The sequence below is a fragment of the Streptomyces sp. NPDC031497 genome (genome assembly GCF_055580905.1).
This window is the reverse complement of sequence record NZ_JBVIKO010000005.1, coordinates 286,585-302,336: the sequence shown is the minus strand read 5'-3', so window position 1 is coordinate 302,336 and position 15,752 is coordinate 286,585. Positions and strand designations below refer to the sequence as shown.

The 15,752-nt window shown below is 70.7% G+C and carries 11 protein-coding genes, 1 pseudogene and 1 riboswitch; of the genes and pseudogenes, 5 read left to right on the top strand and 7 right to left on the bottom strand.

Annotation, left to right across the window (positions count from 1 at the left end; all coding sequences use genetic code 11):
- Positions 1-49: 49 nt before the first annotated feature.
- The 3 genes from ACZ5K7_RS12760 to ACZ5K7_RS12750 all read left to right on the top strand — a co-directional run bounded on the left by ACZ5K7_RS12760 (position 50) and on the right by ACZ5K7_RS12750 (position 4,587).
- Positions 50-2,146, top strand: a complete 2,097-nt coding sequence (locus tag ACZ5K7_RS12760) for an alpha-galactosidase (protein ID WP_468913255.1) — start codon at positions 50-52, stop codon at positions 2,144-2,146.
- 308 nt (positions 2,147-2,454) lie between these two features.
- Positions 2,455-2,617, top strand: a riboswitch (cyclic di-AMP (ydaO/yuaA leader).
- Between the two features lie 2 nt (positions 2,618-2,619).
- Positions 2,620-3,564 carry a M23 family metallopeptidase gene (locus tag ACZ5K7_RS12755; RefSeq protein WP_468912972.1) on the top strand — a complete coding sequence of 315 codons (945 nt, stop codon included), beginning with the start codon at positions 2,620-2,622 and terminating at the stop codon, positions 3,562-3,564.
- Between the two features lie 237 nt (positions 3,565-3,801).
- Positions 3,802-4,587, top strand: coding sequence for an SGNH/GDSL hydrolase family protein (locus ACZ5K7_RS12750; RefSeq protein WP_351705580.1), 786 nt, complete (start codon positions 3,802-3,804; stop codon positions 4,585-4,587).
- An 85-nt stretch (positions 4,588-4,672) separates the two neighbouring features.
- On the opposite strand, the gene ACZ5K7_RS12745 is transcribed toward ACZ5K7_RS12750, so the two are convergent.
- Entirely contained in the window at positions 4,673-5,275 is a 603-nt protein-coding gene (locus tag ACZ5K7_RS12745; protein ID WP_351705583.1) for a TetR/AcrR family transcriptional regulator, read from the bottom strand.
- Positions 5,276-5,316: 41 nt separating this feature from the next.
- A complete protein-coding gene (locus ACZ5K7_RS12740; RefSeq protein WP_468912969.1) occupies positions 5,317-5,835 on the bottom strand; it encodes a GNAT family N-acetyltransferase in 519 nt (172 codons plus the stop codon).
- On the opposite strand from ACZ5K7_RS12740, the gene ACZ5K7_RS12735 reads away from it, so the two are divergent.
- On the top strand, positions 5,834-6,436 hold the full coding sequence (locus tag ACZ5K7_RS12735) for a helix-turn-helix domain-containing protein (RefSeq protein ID WP_468912967.1): 603 nt from the start codon (positions 5,834-5,836) through the stop codon (positions 6,434-6,436). The two genes, ACZ5K7_RS12740 and ACZ5K7_RS12735, sit on opposite strands and share 2 nt — an antisense overlap.
- A gap of 69 nt (positions 6,437-6,505) precedes the next feature.
- Here the strand turns inward: ACZ5K7_RS12735 and ACZ5K7_RS12730 are convergent, their stop codons facing one another.
- Positions 6,506-7,684, bottom strand: a complete 1,179-nt coding sequence (locus tag ACZ5K7_RS12730; protein WP_468912965.1) for a glutamate dehydrogenase — start codon at positions 7,682-7,684, stop codon at positions 6,506-6,508.
- Positions 7,685-7,826: 142 nt separating this feature from the next.
- Here ACZ5K7_RS12730 and ACZ5K7_RS12725 point away from each other — a divergent pair, with 142 nt between their 5' ends.
- The gene (locus tag ACZ5K7_RS12725) at positions 7,827-9,068 is read left to right on the top strand and encodes an MBL fold metallo-hydrolase (protein WP_351705594.1); all 1,242 of its coding nucleotides are present in this window, start codon (positions 7,827-7,829) and stop codon (positions 9,066-9,068) included.
- A gap of 133 nt (positions 9,069-9,201) precedes the next feature.
- Here the strand turns inward: ACZ5K7_RS12725 and ACZ5K7_RS12720 are convergent, their stop codons facing one another.
- From ACZ5K7_RS12720 to ACZ5K7_RS12705, 4 genes and pseudogenes are all read right to left on the bottom strand, one after another.
- The gene (locus tag ACZ5K7_RS12720) at positions 9,202-9,435 is read right to left on the bottom strand and encodes a hypothetical protein (RefSeq protein WP_468912963.1); all 234 of its coding nucleotides are present in this window, start codon (positions 9,433-9,435) and stop codon (positions 9,202-9,204) included.
- Positions 9,436-12,261 (bottom strand): AAA family ATPase, encoded by a 2,826-nt coding sequence (locus tag ACZ5K7_RS12715; protein ID WP_468912962.1) that lies wholly within the window; start codon positions 12,259-12,261, stop codon positions 9,436-9,438.
- Between the two features lie 456 nt (positions 12,262-12,717).
- Positions 12,718-12,801 (bottom strand): annotated as a pseudogene (locus tag ACZ5K7_RS12710) (IS5/IS1182 family transposase); the annotation flags it as partial.
- 182 nt (positions 12,802-12,983) lie between these two features.
- Positions 12,984-15,671, bottom strand: a complete 2,688-nt coding sequence (locus tag ACZ5K7_RS12705) for an AAA family ATPase (protein ID WP_468912960.1) — start codon at positions 15,669-15,671, stop codon at positions 12,984-12,986.
- Positions 15,672-15,752 lie beyond the last annotated feature (81 nt).

Genomic DNA, 15,752 nt, shown 5'->3' with positions numbered 1-15,752 from the left:
ATGATGTTGGTGCTTGAGCGGATCTGTTGGCACCTGTGTGAGGTTTCTCGTGGTGGACATCGCCGAAAACGGTCGTACCTGGCTCCTGTCGGGCCCGGGCAGCAGCTACGCGCTGCACCTCACGGAGGACGACGAACTGCTCCACCTGCACTGGGGCCCGAGGATCGGGCTCGCCGACGCCGAGGAACTCAGCAGCCGGGCGCTGCCCGGCTACTGGCCGTTCGAGTCCCCGCTGGACGGCCGTGAGGAGTACCCCGTCGAGGGCGGTCCCCGTTTCGTCCGCCCCGCGCTGTCCGTGCGCACCGAGGAGCGCCGCGGCACCGAGTGGACCTTCGAGTCGTACGAGACGGACGGTGGCGCCGGTGAGGCCGTGGACGGTGACGGGCTCCGCCTGCGCTTCCGGGACGACGGGATCCTCATCACCCTGCACTACCGGATGCGCGGCGACGTCGTCGAGCGCTGGGTGACCGTCGACAACCAGGGGGACGCGCCTGTGGAGCTGCTGCGTGCCGACCCCGCCGCCTGGACGCTCCCCGACCGCGAGGGCTGGCGCCTCTGCCAGCTGCACGGCCGCTGGGCCGCCGAGTCCCGCCTGACCCGCGCGCCCCTCACCTACGGCGAGAAGGTCATCGGCAGCCGCCGCGGCCACACCAGCCACCAGCACCTGCCCTGGGTCGCCCTCGACACCGACGCCACCGAGGAGCGCGGCGAGGTCTGGGGCTGCGCCCTCGGCTGGTCCGGCTCCTGGCGGATCGCCGTCGCCCAACTCCCCGACGCGCGCGTGCAGATCACCGGCGGCGCCGGCTACGACGACTCGGGCCTGCTGATGCTGGCCGAGGGCGAGTCGTACACCAGCCCTCTCTTCGCGGGCCTGTGGACCGACGGCGGCTTCGGCGGGGCCAGCCGCGCCTGGCACGCCTACCAGCGGGCGTACGTCATCCCGGACGCCGACCGGGACCGGCCGGTGCTGTTCAACTCCTGGGAGGCCACCACCTTCGACATCTCCGAGGAGCAGCAGGCCACCCTCGCCCGCCGGGCCGCCGCGATCGGCATCGAGCTGTTCGTGGTCGACGACGGCTGGTTCGGCAAGCGCACCAGCGACCGTGCCGGCCTCGGCGACTGGACGCCCAACCCCGACCGTTTCCCCAAGGGCCTCAAGCCCCTCGGGGACTACGTGCACGCCCTCGGCATGCAGTTCGGCATCTGGGTCGAGCCCGAGATGGTCAACGCGGACAGCGACCTGTACCGCGCGCACCCCGACTGGGTGCAGTACCAGCAGGGACGAAAGCGGACGGAACTGCGCAATCAGCTCGTCCTCAACCTTGCCCGCGAAGACGTCCAGGAGTATCTCTGGGAGCAGCTCGACACCCTGCTGTCCAGCGCCCCGATCGACTACGTCAAGTGGGACTTCAACCGCTGTTTCACCGACGCGGGCTGGCCCGGCGAGCCGTACCCCCAGCGGCTGTGGGTCGACCATGTCCGTGGGCTGTACGCCCTGCTCGACCGGATCCGGGCGGCCCACCCGAACGTCGCCATCGAGTCCTGCTCCGGCGGTGGCGGCCGGATCGACCTCGGCATCATGAGCCGTACCGACGAGGTGTGGACCTCCGACAACACCGACCCGCTGGACCGGCTCGCCATCCAGCACGGCTTCAGCCAGATCCACCCGGCCCGGGTGATGTCCGCCTGGGTCACCGACAGCCCGAACCACCAGCTCAACGGCCGGGTCAGCAGCCTGCGTTTCCGGTTCGTCAGCTCCATGGCCGGGGCGCTCGGCGTCGGTGGCGACCTCTCGCAGTGGACCGAGGAGGAGCTCGCCGAGGCCGGCCGCTGGGTGGAGCTCTACAAGGACATCCGGCCCCTGGTGCAGCGCGGCGACCAGTTCCGGCTGCGGCCGCCGACCGGCGGGCTGAGCGCGGTGCAGTACACGCTCGGCGACGAGACCGTGGTCCTCGCCTGGCTCCAGGCGCAGAGCTACGGCGAGCCGATGCCGGCGCTGCGCCTGCAGGGCCTCGACCCGACGGCATCGTACGAATGCCGCGAAACGGGCGAAGTGCATCGAGGTGCGGTCCTGTTGCACCACGGGCTGCGCACCGAGCTGCGCGGCGACCTGGATGCGACGGTTCTCCGGCTGCGTCGCATCTGATCCTTCTGCCCGATTTGGCGCCTTCATTGCCACTCGGTCCGTAATAAGGGGACGTGGTGTGACGTGCGTGAGGAGCGTCATATTCGTGACCGTCCGTCGCGCGTCATGTTCACGTAATTCCGGTGCTTTTCAAGGCGCTTGGAAAAATGCGTAAGGCTGGAATTCACGGAGGGTGACCGGGAATTCCCCTAACGGATCAAGTCGAAATTGGACATGCGGAACCTGGCGCTTGTTTATGTGCGTCCTACTCGCTTACGTTCGCCACGCATCCGGACGGAACGCCGAATCCTGCCGCCGCCCGGAGTCCCCACACACACTCACCCGTGCCTGGCAGGAGCGGGGGACCCACCAGGTATGACCGCCTGTTCCGGTTCCCGGGACGGCTAGGGGTGTAGCCACATCTTCCCGCGTGGCCGGGCAGCTCCAGCCCGAACCCGACAGCTCACCTCGCAGGCGCCGGAGAGGAATGCGTCATGCCCGCGAAGGGTAAGCACCGCCGCCCCAAGTCCCAGCGTTTCACCCGCTCGATGGCCGTCGCCGGAACCGGTGGCGCCGCGCTGGCTCTGCCGCTCATGGGGGCCACCGGCGCCCACGCGGCCACCTCGCAGTCCGTTTCCGAAAAGATCACGCAGGCGCTTCCGACAGTCGAGAAGACCGCCGTTCGGGATTCCGGCACCGGGAATTCCACGCACCGCGTCTACACGGTGGTGCCCGGCGACTATCTCTCGAAGATCGCCCGCGAACACCATGTCGACGGCGGCTGGCCCCGGCTCTACGCCGACAACCGGCAGGCGGTCGGCGACAACCCCTCGCTGATCCACCCCGGTCTCAGGCTCACGCTCGACGGCCGCCACGCCGCGACGACCGACACCCCGAACGCGGACTCCCGGTCCGGGACGCGGTCCCACGCGCAGCCCGCCGCCCCCTCCTCGTCGTCCTCGAACTCCTCGAACTCCACGTCGTCCTCGAACACGACCCCCTCCTCGGGCGCGTCGACGACGACCGCCTCCGGATTCAACCTCCCGGTCACCGGCGGCACCATCGGCACCGGCTACCACGTGGCCGGCAGCATGTGGTCCAGCGGCTACCACACCGGCGTCGACTTCGTCGTTCCGACCGGCACCCCGGTCAAGGCCGTCGGCGCGGGCACGGTCGTCACGGCGGGCTGGGGCGGTGCCTACGGCAACCAGGTCGTCATCAGGCTCGCCGACGGCTACTACGCGCAGTACGGCCACCTCTCCGCGCTCTCCGTCTCGGTCGGCCAGACCGTGACCGCGGGCCAGCAGGTCGGCCTCTCCGGCGCCACCGGCAACGTGACCGGCCCGCACCTCCACTTCGAGATCCGGACCACCCCCGACTACGGCTCCGACATCGACCCGGTCGGTTACCTCCGCTCCAAGGGCGTCGCCGTCGGCTGACCCGGCACCCCCCTGATCTGACACGCAGTCCGAAGGCCGGACCCCGATCCCCGGGTCCGGCCTTCGGGCGATCGACCCTTCAACGCCGCTGTTCGGAGGCTTATTCCTGGCTTGGTCGAGTATTTAGGCGTGTCTTATCTCACCGTTCGTCAACCCCTGATTACGGTCGCGTAGGTCACAGTCGAAGGTGAATCATGGTCCGACGTGGCAGACGATTCGAAGAGTGACAATGCATCAGTGATCGGGTCGTACGTAGCGGTGGGGGACAGCTTCACCGAGGGCGTCGGCGACCCCGGCCCCGACGGGGCGTTCGTCGGCTGGGCGGACCGGTTCGCGGTACTGCTGTCGGACCGGCAGCCCGAGGGCGACTTCGAGTACACCAACCTCGCGGTGCGCGGGAAACTGCTCGACCAGATCGTGGCGGACCAGGTGCCGCAGGCCCTGGAACTCGCCCCGGACCTGGTCTCCTTCTCCGCCGGCGGCAACGACATCATCCGCCCCGGCACCGACCCCGACGAGGTGGCCGAGCGGTTCGAGCGGGCCGTGGCCCAACTGACCGAGGCCGTCGGCACGGTTCTGGTGACCACCGGGTTCGACACCCGGGGCGTGCCCGTCCTCAAGCATCTGCGCGGCAAGATCGCCACCTACAACGGCCATGTCCGGGCCGTCGCCGACCGGTACGGCTGCCCGGTCCTCGACCTGTGGTCCCTGAAGACCGTGCAGGACCGGCGGGCCTGGGACGGCGACCGGCTGCACCTGTCTCCCGAGGGGCACACACGCGTGGCGCTGCGGGCCGGCCAGGTGCTCGGCGTCGAGGTTCCGGCCGACCCGGACCAGCCGTGGCCCCCGCTGCCGCCCCGCGGCACCCTGGAGGTCCGCCGCGACGACGTGCACTGGGCCCGTGAGTACCTGGTGCCGTGGATCGGACGACGGCTGCGCGGCGAGTCGTCGGGCGACCACGTGACGGCCAAGGGGGCACTCTCCCCGGACGACATCAAGATGCGGATCGCCTCTGTGGCTTGAGGGCGGCAAGAACGGCTTGAGGGCGGCAAGAACGGCTTGAACGCGGCAAGAACGCGTAAGGGGCGGCACCCTGGTGGGCCGCCCCTCACTGCTCCTCGGCCAGCCCCAGTTCGCGTGCCAGCGCCTCGTCGACCCACTCCTGCGCCCGGGAGCGGGACAGGGCGCCCGGATACGAGGTGAGCTGGACGGCGAGCCCGTCGAGCAGGGCGGTCAGCCGCAGCGCCGCGGCCGTGGGGTCGGGGCACCGGAACTCGCCGGCGGCCACCCCTTCGGCTATGACCTCCGCGATCGCCGCCTTCCACTGCCGGTCCAGCTTCTTGGTGACCTCCCGCAGGGCGGGCTCGCGCAGCGCCACCGCCCAGCCCTCGATCCACAGCCGCCAGCCCTTCGCCTGCCCGGTCGGCGCGTACCAGCGCACCGCCGCCCGCAGCCGGCGGGACGCCGACGTACCTCGGCCCAGCAGCTTGCGCAGATGCGTCAGGTCGTCCTCGGCGGCGTAGGCGAAGGCGGCGGCGACCAGCTTCTCCTTCGTCGAGAAGTGGTACAGCACCAGCGCGTTGCTCACCCCGAGGGCCGAGGCGACATCGGCGATCCGTACCGCCGCCACGCCCCGCGCCTCGATCTGCTCGATGGCGGCCCGCAGCAGTTCCTCCCGCCGCTCGGCCACGCTCAACCGCACTCTCGCCACGCGGTCACCCTAATCGGTCGTACCCCGCGCGCGTCGCCGTCTCAGGCCAGCGGCAGCCGCATGAGCGTGAGGTCCAGCCAGCGGCCGAACTTGGTGCCCACCTCCCGGACCGTGCCGGCGTGCTCGAAGCCGAACCGCTGGTGCAGCCGGACCGACGCGGAGTTCTCCGCCTCGATGCCCGCGATCACGACATGGTGGCCGGCCGCGCGCGCCGCGGTGATGAGAGCGTCCAGCAGCGCCGAGCCGATACCGAGCCCGTGCCGGTCCTCGCGGACGTAGACCGAGTCCTCCACGGTGTGCCGGTAGCCGTCCAGCTCCCGCCACGGCCCGTACACCGCGAATCCGGCCACCTCGCCCGCCACTTCGGCCACGAACGCCGAGCCGCGCCCCAGATGGACGGCGAGCCAGGCCGCTCCCTCGACGGGCGACTGCGGGGTCTCGGTCCACAGCGCCGTCGAGTGCTCGATCGCGTGGTTGCGGATCGCGCGCACGGCCTCCGTGTCACCGGGGCGGGCCGGGCGGATCGTCACCGCCCCGTCTCTCTCGTATATTGGATTCATGTCCAACATAGTAGATCCGTCGGGGGGCTCCTTGGCGGCACGGATCGCGGCCCGTGTCCGTGCCGAGCGGGAACGCCGTCGCTGGACCCTGGCGCAGCTCGCGGACGCCTCCGGCGTCTCCCCGGCGATGATCAGCCGGATCGAACGCGGCGAGAGCAGCCCCACCGCCGTCGTCCTCGGCAAGCTGTCCGCCGCGTTCCAGCTGAGCGTCGCGTCCCTGCTCGCCCTCGCCGAAGGCGGCCAGGACATCGTGGACGAGACCGCGGGGGTGCGGCGCGGCGCCGAGGCGGCCGAGTGGCGCGACCCGGGCACCGGCTACCGGCGCCGCCAGATCACCGGACCGCGCTTCCCGGCGGAGATCGCCGAGATCCGCCTGCCCGCCGGAGCCCGGGTGCCCTACCCGGCGGCCGCCTTCGCCTTCGTACGGCAGCTCGTCTGGGTCCTCGACGGCCGTCTGACCTTCCACGACGGCGGCACGGTCCACGAACTCGACGCCGGCGACACCGTCGAACTCGGCGCGCCCGCCGAGCGTGTCTTCGCCAACACCACGGACGCCGAGTGCCGCTACGCGGTCGTCCTCACCCGCGACGCACAGCCGTGAGCGCGGCGCCTCCCCGTCGGCCCTCGTGGCCTCGCTCCAGGGCTCGGACGCCGCTGAGCACCCGTCCCCTCAGCGGTACCAGCCGAACCGTTCCGTGATCACCGGCAGCCGGTCGTTCACCAGCGCGTGGGACGCGGCACGCGGGGTCGTGCCGTCGGACTCCGCGCGATCCAGCATCAGCTCCACCAGGGCCCGCATCGAGCGGCGGGTGTGAGCGAACGCCTCGTCCGCGACCGGGCCGATGTCGCCGAACAGGGTCCACCACCACCAGGCGTTGGTGCCCGAGTTGACCACCACGTCCGGCAGCACGGTCACCCCGCGCGCCGCGAGCCGCTCCTCCGCCTCGGGCAGCACGGGCATGTTGGCCGCCTCCACGATCCAGCGCGCGGTGACCAGGTGCTCGTTGGCCGCGTCGACGACGTAGGACACCGCCGCCGGCACCAGCACCTCCGCGTCGGCGGACAGCCAGGCGTCGCCGGGCAGCTCGAGATCGCCGGGGCGCAGCACCGCGCGGTCGACGGTGCCGTACGCGTCCCGCGCGCGCAGCAGCGCCTCGACGTCCAGGCCCGCCGGGTTGGCGATCGTGCCCTTGACGTCGGCGACGGCCACCACCGTGAGCCCCGCGCGGGCGAGGAAACGCGCCGTGGCCCCGCCCATCGTGCCCAGCCCCTGCACCGCGACCCGCGTCCCCGGGTACGGCACCCCGGCCCGGTCCAGAGCCGTCAGCGCCGACTCGGCGACCCCGCAGCCGCCGACCAGCTCGTCGAGGCCGATCCCGTCCACCTCGACGGCGAAGGCGTCCGCCAGCCGCCGCCGGGCCGCCGCCTCGTCGTCCAGCAGCGGATACACGGCCTGGATCGAGGAGACCAGCCCCGCCTCGACCGCCGCCCGGTCCACCAGGTCCTGGGTGAGCCCGAGGTCCTCGCCGGTGGTCCAGAAGCTCTCGACATACGGCCGCATGGCACGCAGATAGCGCACCAGCAGGGCGTACGACCCCGGGTCCTGCGGATCGCAGTCGATGCCCCCCTTGGCGCCGCCCAGGGGGATGTAGCGGCCCTCGGGGTTGTAGTGCAGGGCCTCCTTCATCGTCATGCCGCGCGCCAGCCCGGTGACCTCCTCCAGGGTGCAGCCCGGCCGCATCCGCAGACCGCCGCTGGCCACGCCCCGCACCAGCCGGTCGACGACCAGGAAACCCTGCCGGCCGGTGACGTGGTCGGTCCAGACGAGAGACATCAGTGGAGCGGCCATAGTGGCTCCCGGGAGGTTCGTGGAAAGCAGGGGTGTTACTGAACAGTGGGTCAGTATCCGGAGGCGGACGGCAGGGTGTCAACGCCGACCACCGGAGGGGCCGACCATAATGGAGGACCTCGGCGACACCACTGGAGGTACCGTGACCCGTTTGCGTTCCCTGAGCTCCGGGCTCCGCGTGCTGCGGCCCGCTGCCTTCGGCGTGGACCCCGGCGGCGAGCGCATGGCCCGCATCCAGGCTTCACCGCACTTCAAGGACGGTGTCTTCCAGAACCCCGGCGGTACCACCCGGATGCGCCCCTCGGGCTCGATGCTGGACTTCGCGAAGACCTACTTCGAGAAGGAGCAGCGCGTCCGCCGTGCTCCCCGGGGCACCGTACCGGTACACGCCACCACCGTCGCCGACCTCGCCCGGCCCGCCGCGAGCGGGCTGCGGGTGACCTGGATGGGGCACTCCAGCGTGCTCGCGGAGATCGACGGGCACCGCGTCCTGTTCGACCCCGTCTGGGGCGAGCGCTGCTCCCCGTTCCCGTTCGCCGGGCCCAAGCGGCTGCACCCGGTGCCGCTGCCGCTGGCCGCGCTGGGCCCGGTCGACGTGGTGGTCATCTCGCACGACCACTACGACCACCTCGACCTGCCCACCATCAAGGCGCTGGCCGGCACGGACACCCTCTTCGCGGTGCCGCTCGGCGTCGGCGCCCACCTCGAACACTGGGGCGTGCCCGCCGACCGGCTGCGCGAACTGGACTGGCACGAGGAGACCAAGGTCGGCGGGCTCACCCTGACGGCCACTCCCGCCCGTCACTTCTGCGGCCGGGGACTGCGCAACACCCAGCACACCCTGTGGGCGTCCTGGGTCGTCGCGGGCGAGCGGCACCGGATCTACCACAGCGGTGACACCGGCTACTTCGAGGGCTTCAAGGACATCGGCGCCGACCACGGGCCGTTCGACGTGACGATGATCCAGATCGGTGCGTACAGCGAGTTCTGGCCCGAGAACCACGCGGAATACACCCCGCTGCCGGGGGCGTGGCCGGACATTCACATGTCGCCCGCCCAGGGCGTGCAGGCCCACCTCGACCTGCAGGGAGGCGGGCCGCACGGGGTGCTGCTGCCGATCCACTGGGGTACCTTCAACCTGGCGCTGCACGCGTGGGCGGAGCCCGGGGAGTGGACGAAGGACGAGGCTGAGGGAGTCGGCCAGGCGGTGGCCCTGCCCCGCCCGGGAGAGCCCTTCGAGCCCTCGGGCCGGCTTCCCGCGGATCCCTGGTGGCGCGGAGTCTCCCACCCGATCAAGACCCCGTGGCGTCGTCCCGTGTCTCAGCCCGCTCCGGTTCCGGCTCCGGCGCCCGCGGACGACGAACGTGACCTTGTGGGCGAGTGATGTCCGAGGACAGGACTCTCCACGAGCTCGTCGAAAGGCCGGCCGTCTTGTCTCCTGGCAGGCCAGAACGGGCTTTCCACGGTCTCCGCCGTCGGACGGGGTTCGCAGCCTGCCTCGGGGGAAGTCGAAACCGTCACTCAAGTGCGCGATCGGTGTCTGGACCTTTGCGGCGCCGGTAGGCGCGGTTGCCTTTGGTGGCCGTCGTCCCGCCCGGCTCCCAGGGCCCGTGCAGGTGCTCGTCGAGCACTGACAGGGCGATGTCCGCCGGCAGCGGGGAGCGGACGCCGCGTTGCGGGGTGCCGGTCAGCGTCTCCTCCTCGCCCTCGCCGAGGTTCCGTGCGGACTCCGGCTTTGAGGAAGGCGGCATTCACCCGCTGACCTGGGGATTCACGGAACCACGGGTGGAGCCGTTCTCGCAGGGTTTCATTGTCTCCAGGGCGGCGCGGAGCGCGGCGCGTGAGGTGATACCGAGCTTGGGGTACAGCCGGTGCAGGTGGGAGCCGACTGTGCGGTGGGACAGGAACAGCCGCTCGCCGATCTGCTTGTTGGTCAGACCGAGAGCCGCCAGCTCGGCGATCTGCCGTTCCTGCGCGGTCAACCCCGCCGTCGGTGCGTCGGGAACGGATGTGGTCGCGATGCCGGCGGCGCGTAGCTCGCTACGGGCCCGGTGGGCCATGGCTTTCGCGCCGATACGGTCGAAGGTTTCCAGGGCCGCGCTCAGGTACAGACGGGCACGGGGGTCACGGGTGCGGCGCAGCCATTGTCCGTAGGCGAGCTCGATGCGTGCATGTTCCCATGGCCACCGGGCCGCTTGGGGCAGAGCCAGGGCTGCCTCGAACTGGAGACCGGCCCCCGTCTCGTCGGCAGTCACGGCCGCGGCCCCGGCCATGATCAGCGCTGTGCGGGGGGAGATGAGGTGGATGCCTGCTCGCTGCGCGGCGGCGACGTAGGCACGAGCCTCGTCCATGCGGCCGGTGCGGACCGCCGCCTCGACGAGGTCCCACACCGCCCACCGGGCCGGGATGCCGGGGCCCGGTGCGCCGGGTGGGTTGATCCTCGCCACCTGGGCATGGGCTTCCTCGTAGTCGCCTTCTCCCATGGCTGCGAGGCCGCGAGCCAACCGGGCGTGGGCCTCCGTTACTTCGATACCGCGAGGCGCCGCCCAGGTCATGATCTCCTTGCTGCGGGTCCGGACGAATTCCGTGTCGCCGCGCAGAGCCGCGCCCGTTGCCAGCAGGGCTCGGATCTGCCGTTCCCAGAAGCGGTAGCCATAGACCGCTGCCAGGTCCAGCCCCTCCTGGGCCAGTCGCTCGGCCTCGTCCCACTGTCCGTGGATGTAGGAGTCGTGGCAGAGCAGCATCAGAGCGGGAATGACCATGGCGATCGCGCCGCCGTCACGTTCCCGCTCGACCATGCGGCGGATCAGGTACCCGTAGTCGGACAGGGCGTCCATTGCGACCGCAGCGAAAGCCAGAGGGATCAACTGCCAAGGTGCCGCGTCGACAGGCAGCGCGGCGAAGGCGTTGGCGAGGCCCTTGCGCAACGCGCTGGGGGCGTGTGTGGGATCGACGTGCGCGTCGTGGCACAGCCGGAACGGGGCTACTACTGCCGGTTCGAACCGCCCCATTGCGGTGTTGAGGAGCTGCCACGGCTCGGGGCGGAGGGTGTAGAGGCAGATGAGGAGCAGCGCGTACAGGATGCTGTAGTGGTCCCACTTGTGGTCGCCGGAGCGGGTGTCGGTGATGTCGTCGAGTGCCCAGGTCAGGAGTCGGTAGGCGGAATCGACATCGCCTTCGTCGTTGGTGAGGAGGTGTGCAGTGGCGGCGAAGACCAGCCCGGTCGGCGTGTCAAGGGCTTGTCCTGCATCGGCCAACAACCGTGGAACGTCTTCGAGTTGGCCGGTGAAGGTCGCGAGGTAGGCGGCTTCGACCAGTCGGCGGGCCCGGTCGCCCGGATGCGGGCTGAGTTCACCGGCCCGTATGAGGCCGGCAACTGCGGTGGATGCGGTGACGCGTCGTTCGTCGGGGCCGGCCGGCCCGTCCAGCACCGGGGCCGCGGCGCCGGACGCGCCGCCGCGCCGCCAGGTGGACAGGGCCGCCTCGTCCAGCGTCCGGGCCACTGTCTCGTCCGGTCCGATCGCGGCCTCGGCCAGATGCCATGCGCGCAGCTCGGGGAAGTCGGCCAAGGCCGCGGCCAGGGAACGGTGCGCGCTGCGGCGTTCGCCCGGGGAGGCCAGGTGCACGACCGCAGTGCGGATCAGCGGGTGGCGAAACAACATTCCGCCGACAGCCGCATCGACATGCACCAGGTTTGCCTGTTGCGCCGGGGCCAGGTCATCGACGTCGGCGGAGTCCTGCGCGGCCCTCCACAGCGTGGTCAGGTCGCCCGCGGTGCTCAGTGCGGCCGTCAGAAGCACCCCTCGAGTACGCGTGGGCAGTCTTTCGATGGCGGGAGCGAAGGCTGCCTCCAGACGCCCGGACAGAGGCAGCGGCGACGGCAGCGGGTCTTGGCCCGAGCGCTGTCGACTGCTCAACGCTGCAGGCAGTTCCCGCAGCGCGAGAGGGTTGCCCGCAGCCTCGGCCAGCAGCCGCCGCCGCACCGACGGCGTCAACCCAGGCCAACGGGCGTCCAGTAGCTCAGCCGCCGACCGCTCAGCCAGCGGCCCGACCTCGTGCACGGGCAACTGGAGTTGCTGGAAGAAGTAGTCGGTCCCGGTCCGCGCGGCAGCCAGGAAGGCAATCGGATCATCACCGATCCTGCGGACGACGAACCCCAACACAGCCGCACTGGCGCGGTCGAACCACGTCACATCGTCGGCGATCATCAGCAGCGGACGCTCGATGGTCACCTCGTCCAGCAGCGCGAGTACCGCCGCCGAAGCTGCCAACGGGTCCGGCGACAGGCCCGGCACGAGACCGAAGATCCGGTCGAGGACACCGCGGTGGTGGCTGGACAGCCGATCGGCGTGATGGCGGAGTGGGTAGAGCATTTGGTGCAGCGCCGAGAAGTTCATCTCGGCCTCGAACTCCACGGCAGAGGCACGCAACACTCGCATTCCGCCGTCTGCAGCCCGTGCTGCGGCAGCGTCCAGCAGTACGGTCTTCCCCACCCCCGGAGCGCCGCTCAGCAACAGGCCGGGGCGACCCTGACCCTGCCTGGCCAACAGCGAGTCCATCAAATCCAGCTCAGCCACGCGCCCAGCCAGATCCCCTGCAGGCCGTGAATTCACCGAATTCCCCCGCCAAGTCGCTCACCCGGAAATTGATGATGGGTCGACAAGAAAGAGCATCCTTTGTTGTTCGTCAAAAACGCTACGACCAAGGCCCATGAAGGCCGAATTTCCTGGCTCGGCGTCCGGGCTCAGCGATGTTGTTGAGGTGAGGTACACAGCGGAAGGATCGGAAAGCGCTTTCGTGGATGAACGGCCCGCTTCTCCTCCGCAGCAAGATCCTTGCTGATCGAGGAGAGGCGACCCATGTTCCGAGTCACAGCAAGCGACGCCGAAAGCTGTGACAGGGAATAGGACTGCTTCGAGGCATCCGGGTACAGCGTTCAGCCATACCTCAGGCGCACGACGGCCGATGTGGCCGTCGTCAGCCGTCCGGACACGATTCGGCGACGCCCGAGGACTGCGGCGTACGCGGGCGGGGTTGGTGAGCCGACGGTGGCGCATGAGGGTCGCGGCGATGGCGGTGAAGGCGAGGAAGTGTTCCGGCTGCAGCCGACGGAACCCCCCGCCGGAACAACTCCCACAGGTCTTCCGTCGCCAACCGTTCGACGAGCGCAGCAGTCGCCACCCCAGACCGCCGCACGATCACGCCAACCGAAATGACGTCCTGGGCACTCCGCGCCACGGCCGCCTGCGCCGATTGACTGCTCCCGCCCATACGACCGACGGTGCGGCCAACACTGGTCTCAGCCGTTCCTCGTGGCCGGTGCCTGTAGGTTCAGCAACGGCGCCAGCTCACTGCGCGAGAAGATTCCGAGCTTGGGGAAGGCTCTGTACAGATGGGCGGCGACCGTGTGGTGCGACAGATGCAGTCGTTCTGCTATCTCCCGGTTGGAGAGCCCTTCCGCGGCGAGCCGGGTGATGAGTGTCTCCTGCCGGGACAGCAGTTTCACGACAGTCGTAAGCGGGTCGTCAGCCGCCCGCGCAGCCTTGTGGCAGGCCAGGTCGGAGGCTCCGATGAGCTCGAAGGAGTTCTGCGCCGAGAGCAGCATCGTGCGCGACCGTGCGGCTTGCCGGCAACGTCGCAGCCACTGTCCGTACGCCCGTTCCGTGCGTGCCTTCACCAGCGGCCAGCGGGTCAGGTCCTGGCCCAGCGCGACCAGGTACAGTTCCTCGGCCACGTCGTCGGCGGCGAGTACGGCTCGTGCGAACGGCAGCTGCACGTGCAGCAACGGGGCGGGGGTCGCACGCGCCGCGTCCTCGAGGATCTCGAGTATGCGCGCGGCCTCCTGACGCCTGTCACCACGGTCCGCGGCCATGACCAACGGCATCACCGCGGCGAAGCCCTGCCAGCGCAGGCCTTCGTACGGTCGATCGACGAGACGTCTCAGCTCTTCGTAGGCCTCGGTGTACTGTCCGACGCCGAGCTGTGCCACACCACGGGCCAGCCGTAGCGTCGGGACGAGATCGGGGCGCTGCCATGCGGCCACGGTGCCGGTGAGTTCCCGCGCGCGCTCGGCCTGCCCCCGCAGTGCGGCGACGACCGCGTCCGTGCTGCTGAGCACGGCGGTTATGGCGGGCTGCCGAGTCCCGGCGAGGATCCGGCGTGCTTCTTCGACGAGTTGAACGGCGCGCGGCCAGTCCCCGAGCAGCAGCAGGTCGACGGCGTGGGTGAGGAGCGTCTCCGCCAGCAGACCGAGTCGGCCCTGCTCGCGAAGAACGGGTTCTGCCCTGCCGAGCAGGTCGACTGCGCGGACCGGATCGCCGATCTCGTGCGCCGCCATGCCGGACAGCCGGAGGCCGTCGGCATCGGTGAGATGCCACCCCGTCTTGTGCGAAGGCAGCCGGTCCGCCACCAGCGTGCCGCTGCGCACGGGTTCGGCCAGCGCCAGCGCCGCCATGTGGCGTGGGTCGCTCGTGACCGTCAGCTGCTCCGCAACCGCGGCGACACCGGATCGCACAGCAGGGTCGGCACCGGTCCTGTGCGCCCGGAGGGCCGCGCTCAACAGCAGGTCGAGCGCCAGGTCGGGATCGCCCGCTGACAGTTCGACGATGTCACCCGCCTGAGTCCGGGCCGGTCCGGGCCGCGGGTCCACGTCCGAGATGTCCCGCAGCCACCAGGCCTGCGCCCGGTCCGGAGCACTGAGTTCCTGGCGTTCCGCCTCGTCGATCAGGGAGTGGGTCAGCCGGATACGGCCGAGGCCGTAGGCATGCTCGGCCGCACTCAGCAGCCGGTGTCCCCGGGTGGCCGAGTCAGCGGTGAGCTGTGCGGATCGTTCCAGTGCCCATATTGCGGCTCGGACTCCGTGGCGACGGAGCAAGGAAGCCTGAGCATCCGCCAGTTCGTCCGCGATCTCGTCGTCGGGGCCGTCGGCGGACTGGGCACGATGCCATGTGCGCCGGTCCGGCTGCTCGTACAGCACCTGTGCCATGGCGGCGTCGGCGGCCCGTCTGCGCACCGCCGTCTCCGCCTCCAGCACCGCGAACCGGACCACCGGATGGGGAAAGCGCAGTGCCGTCCTGTCCAGTCGGACCAACGAGGCCGCGACCGCGCTGTCGAGGACGTCCACCGCGACCGCGCGACCTGCCAGGACGGAGGCGGCGGCCAGGATCTCCGAGAGGTCTCCGACCTGGTCGACGGCCGCGACCAGCAGGGCGTCCCGGGCGAGGGCCGGCAGTTCGCCGAGGCCGCCCGCGAACGCCGTCGCCAGTGCGGGACTCACCGGCAGGTGGGCCCACGAGCCCTGCGGTCCCCTCGGGCGCCACGCCGCGGGGAGTTCGACCAGTGCGAGCGGGTTGCCGAGCGCCTCTTCGAGTATCCGCTCCCGGACGGAAGGAGGTACCGCGGCCGCATGACCGGCCAGCAGCCGCCGCGCGGAAGGCTCGTCGAGCACCGGTACGTCCAGTACCGGCACACCCGGCAGTATCCAACCGCTGCGGGCCGCGGCGAGGACGACGAACGGGTTGTCGCTCGCCCTGCGTGCGAGGAACGCCAGTACGTCCCGGGTGGGCTCGTCGAGCCACTGCGCGTCGTCGGCGATCAGCACCACAGGCTGCTCGGCGGGGCTCGTCGTGATCAGGTTGAATGCGGCCAGGGCCACCTTGAAGGTCCCCGCCATCGGCCCGGAACCGGTCTCGAGCGCCGACCGCAGGATCCCGCCCTGTCCCGCGGGCAGCGTGCCCGCCGTGCCGAGCACCGGCCCCAGCAGCGCGCGGAGCCCCCCGAACGGTGTGTCGTCGCGGCGCCCGGCGACCTCCAGTACCAACCGTCCCGCCGTCCGGGCGCGTGCGGCCGCGGCCTGCAACAAGGCGGACTTGCCGACGCCGGGACCGCCCTGCAGCGCCACGGCGCCCCCGGCGTCGGGCAGCCTCCCCATCAGTTCCCGCAGGACTCTCAACTGCTCGTCGCGGCCAAGGAGCCTGGCCTCGTACACGCTTCTCCCCGGTGTTTCCGTGCGCTCAGTGCCTTCGCAGGAGGATCGTAGGGACATCGGCACGGCGGGTCTTGCGTCATG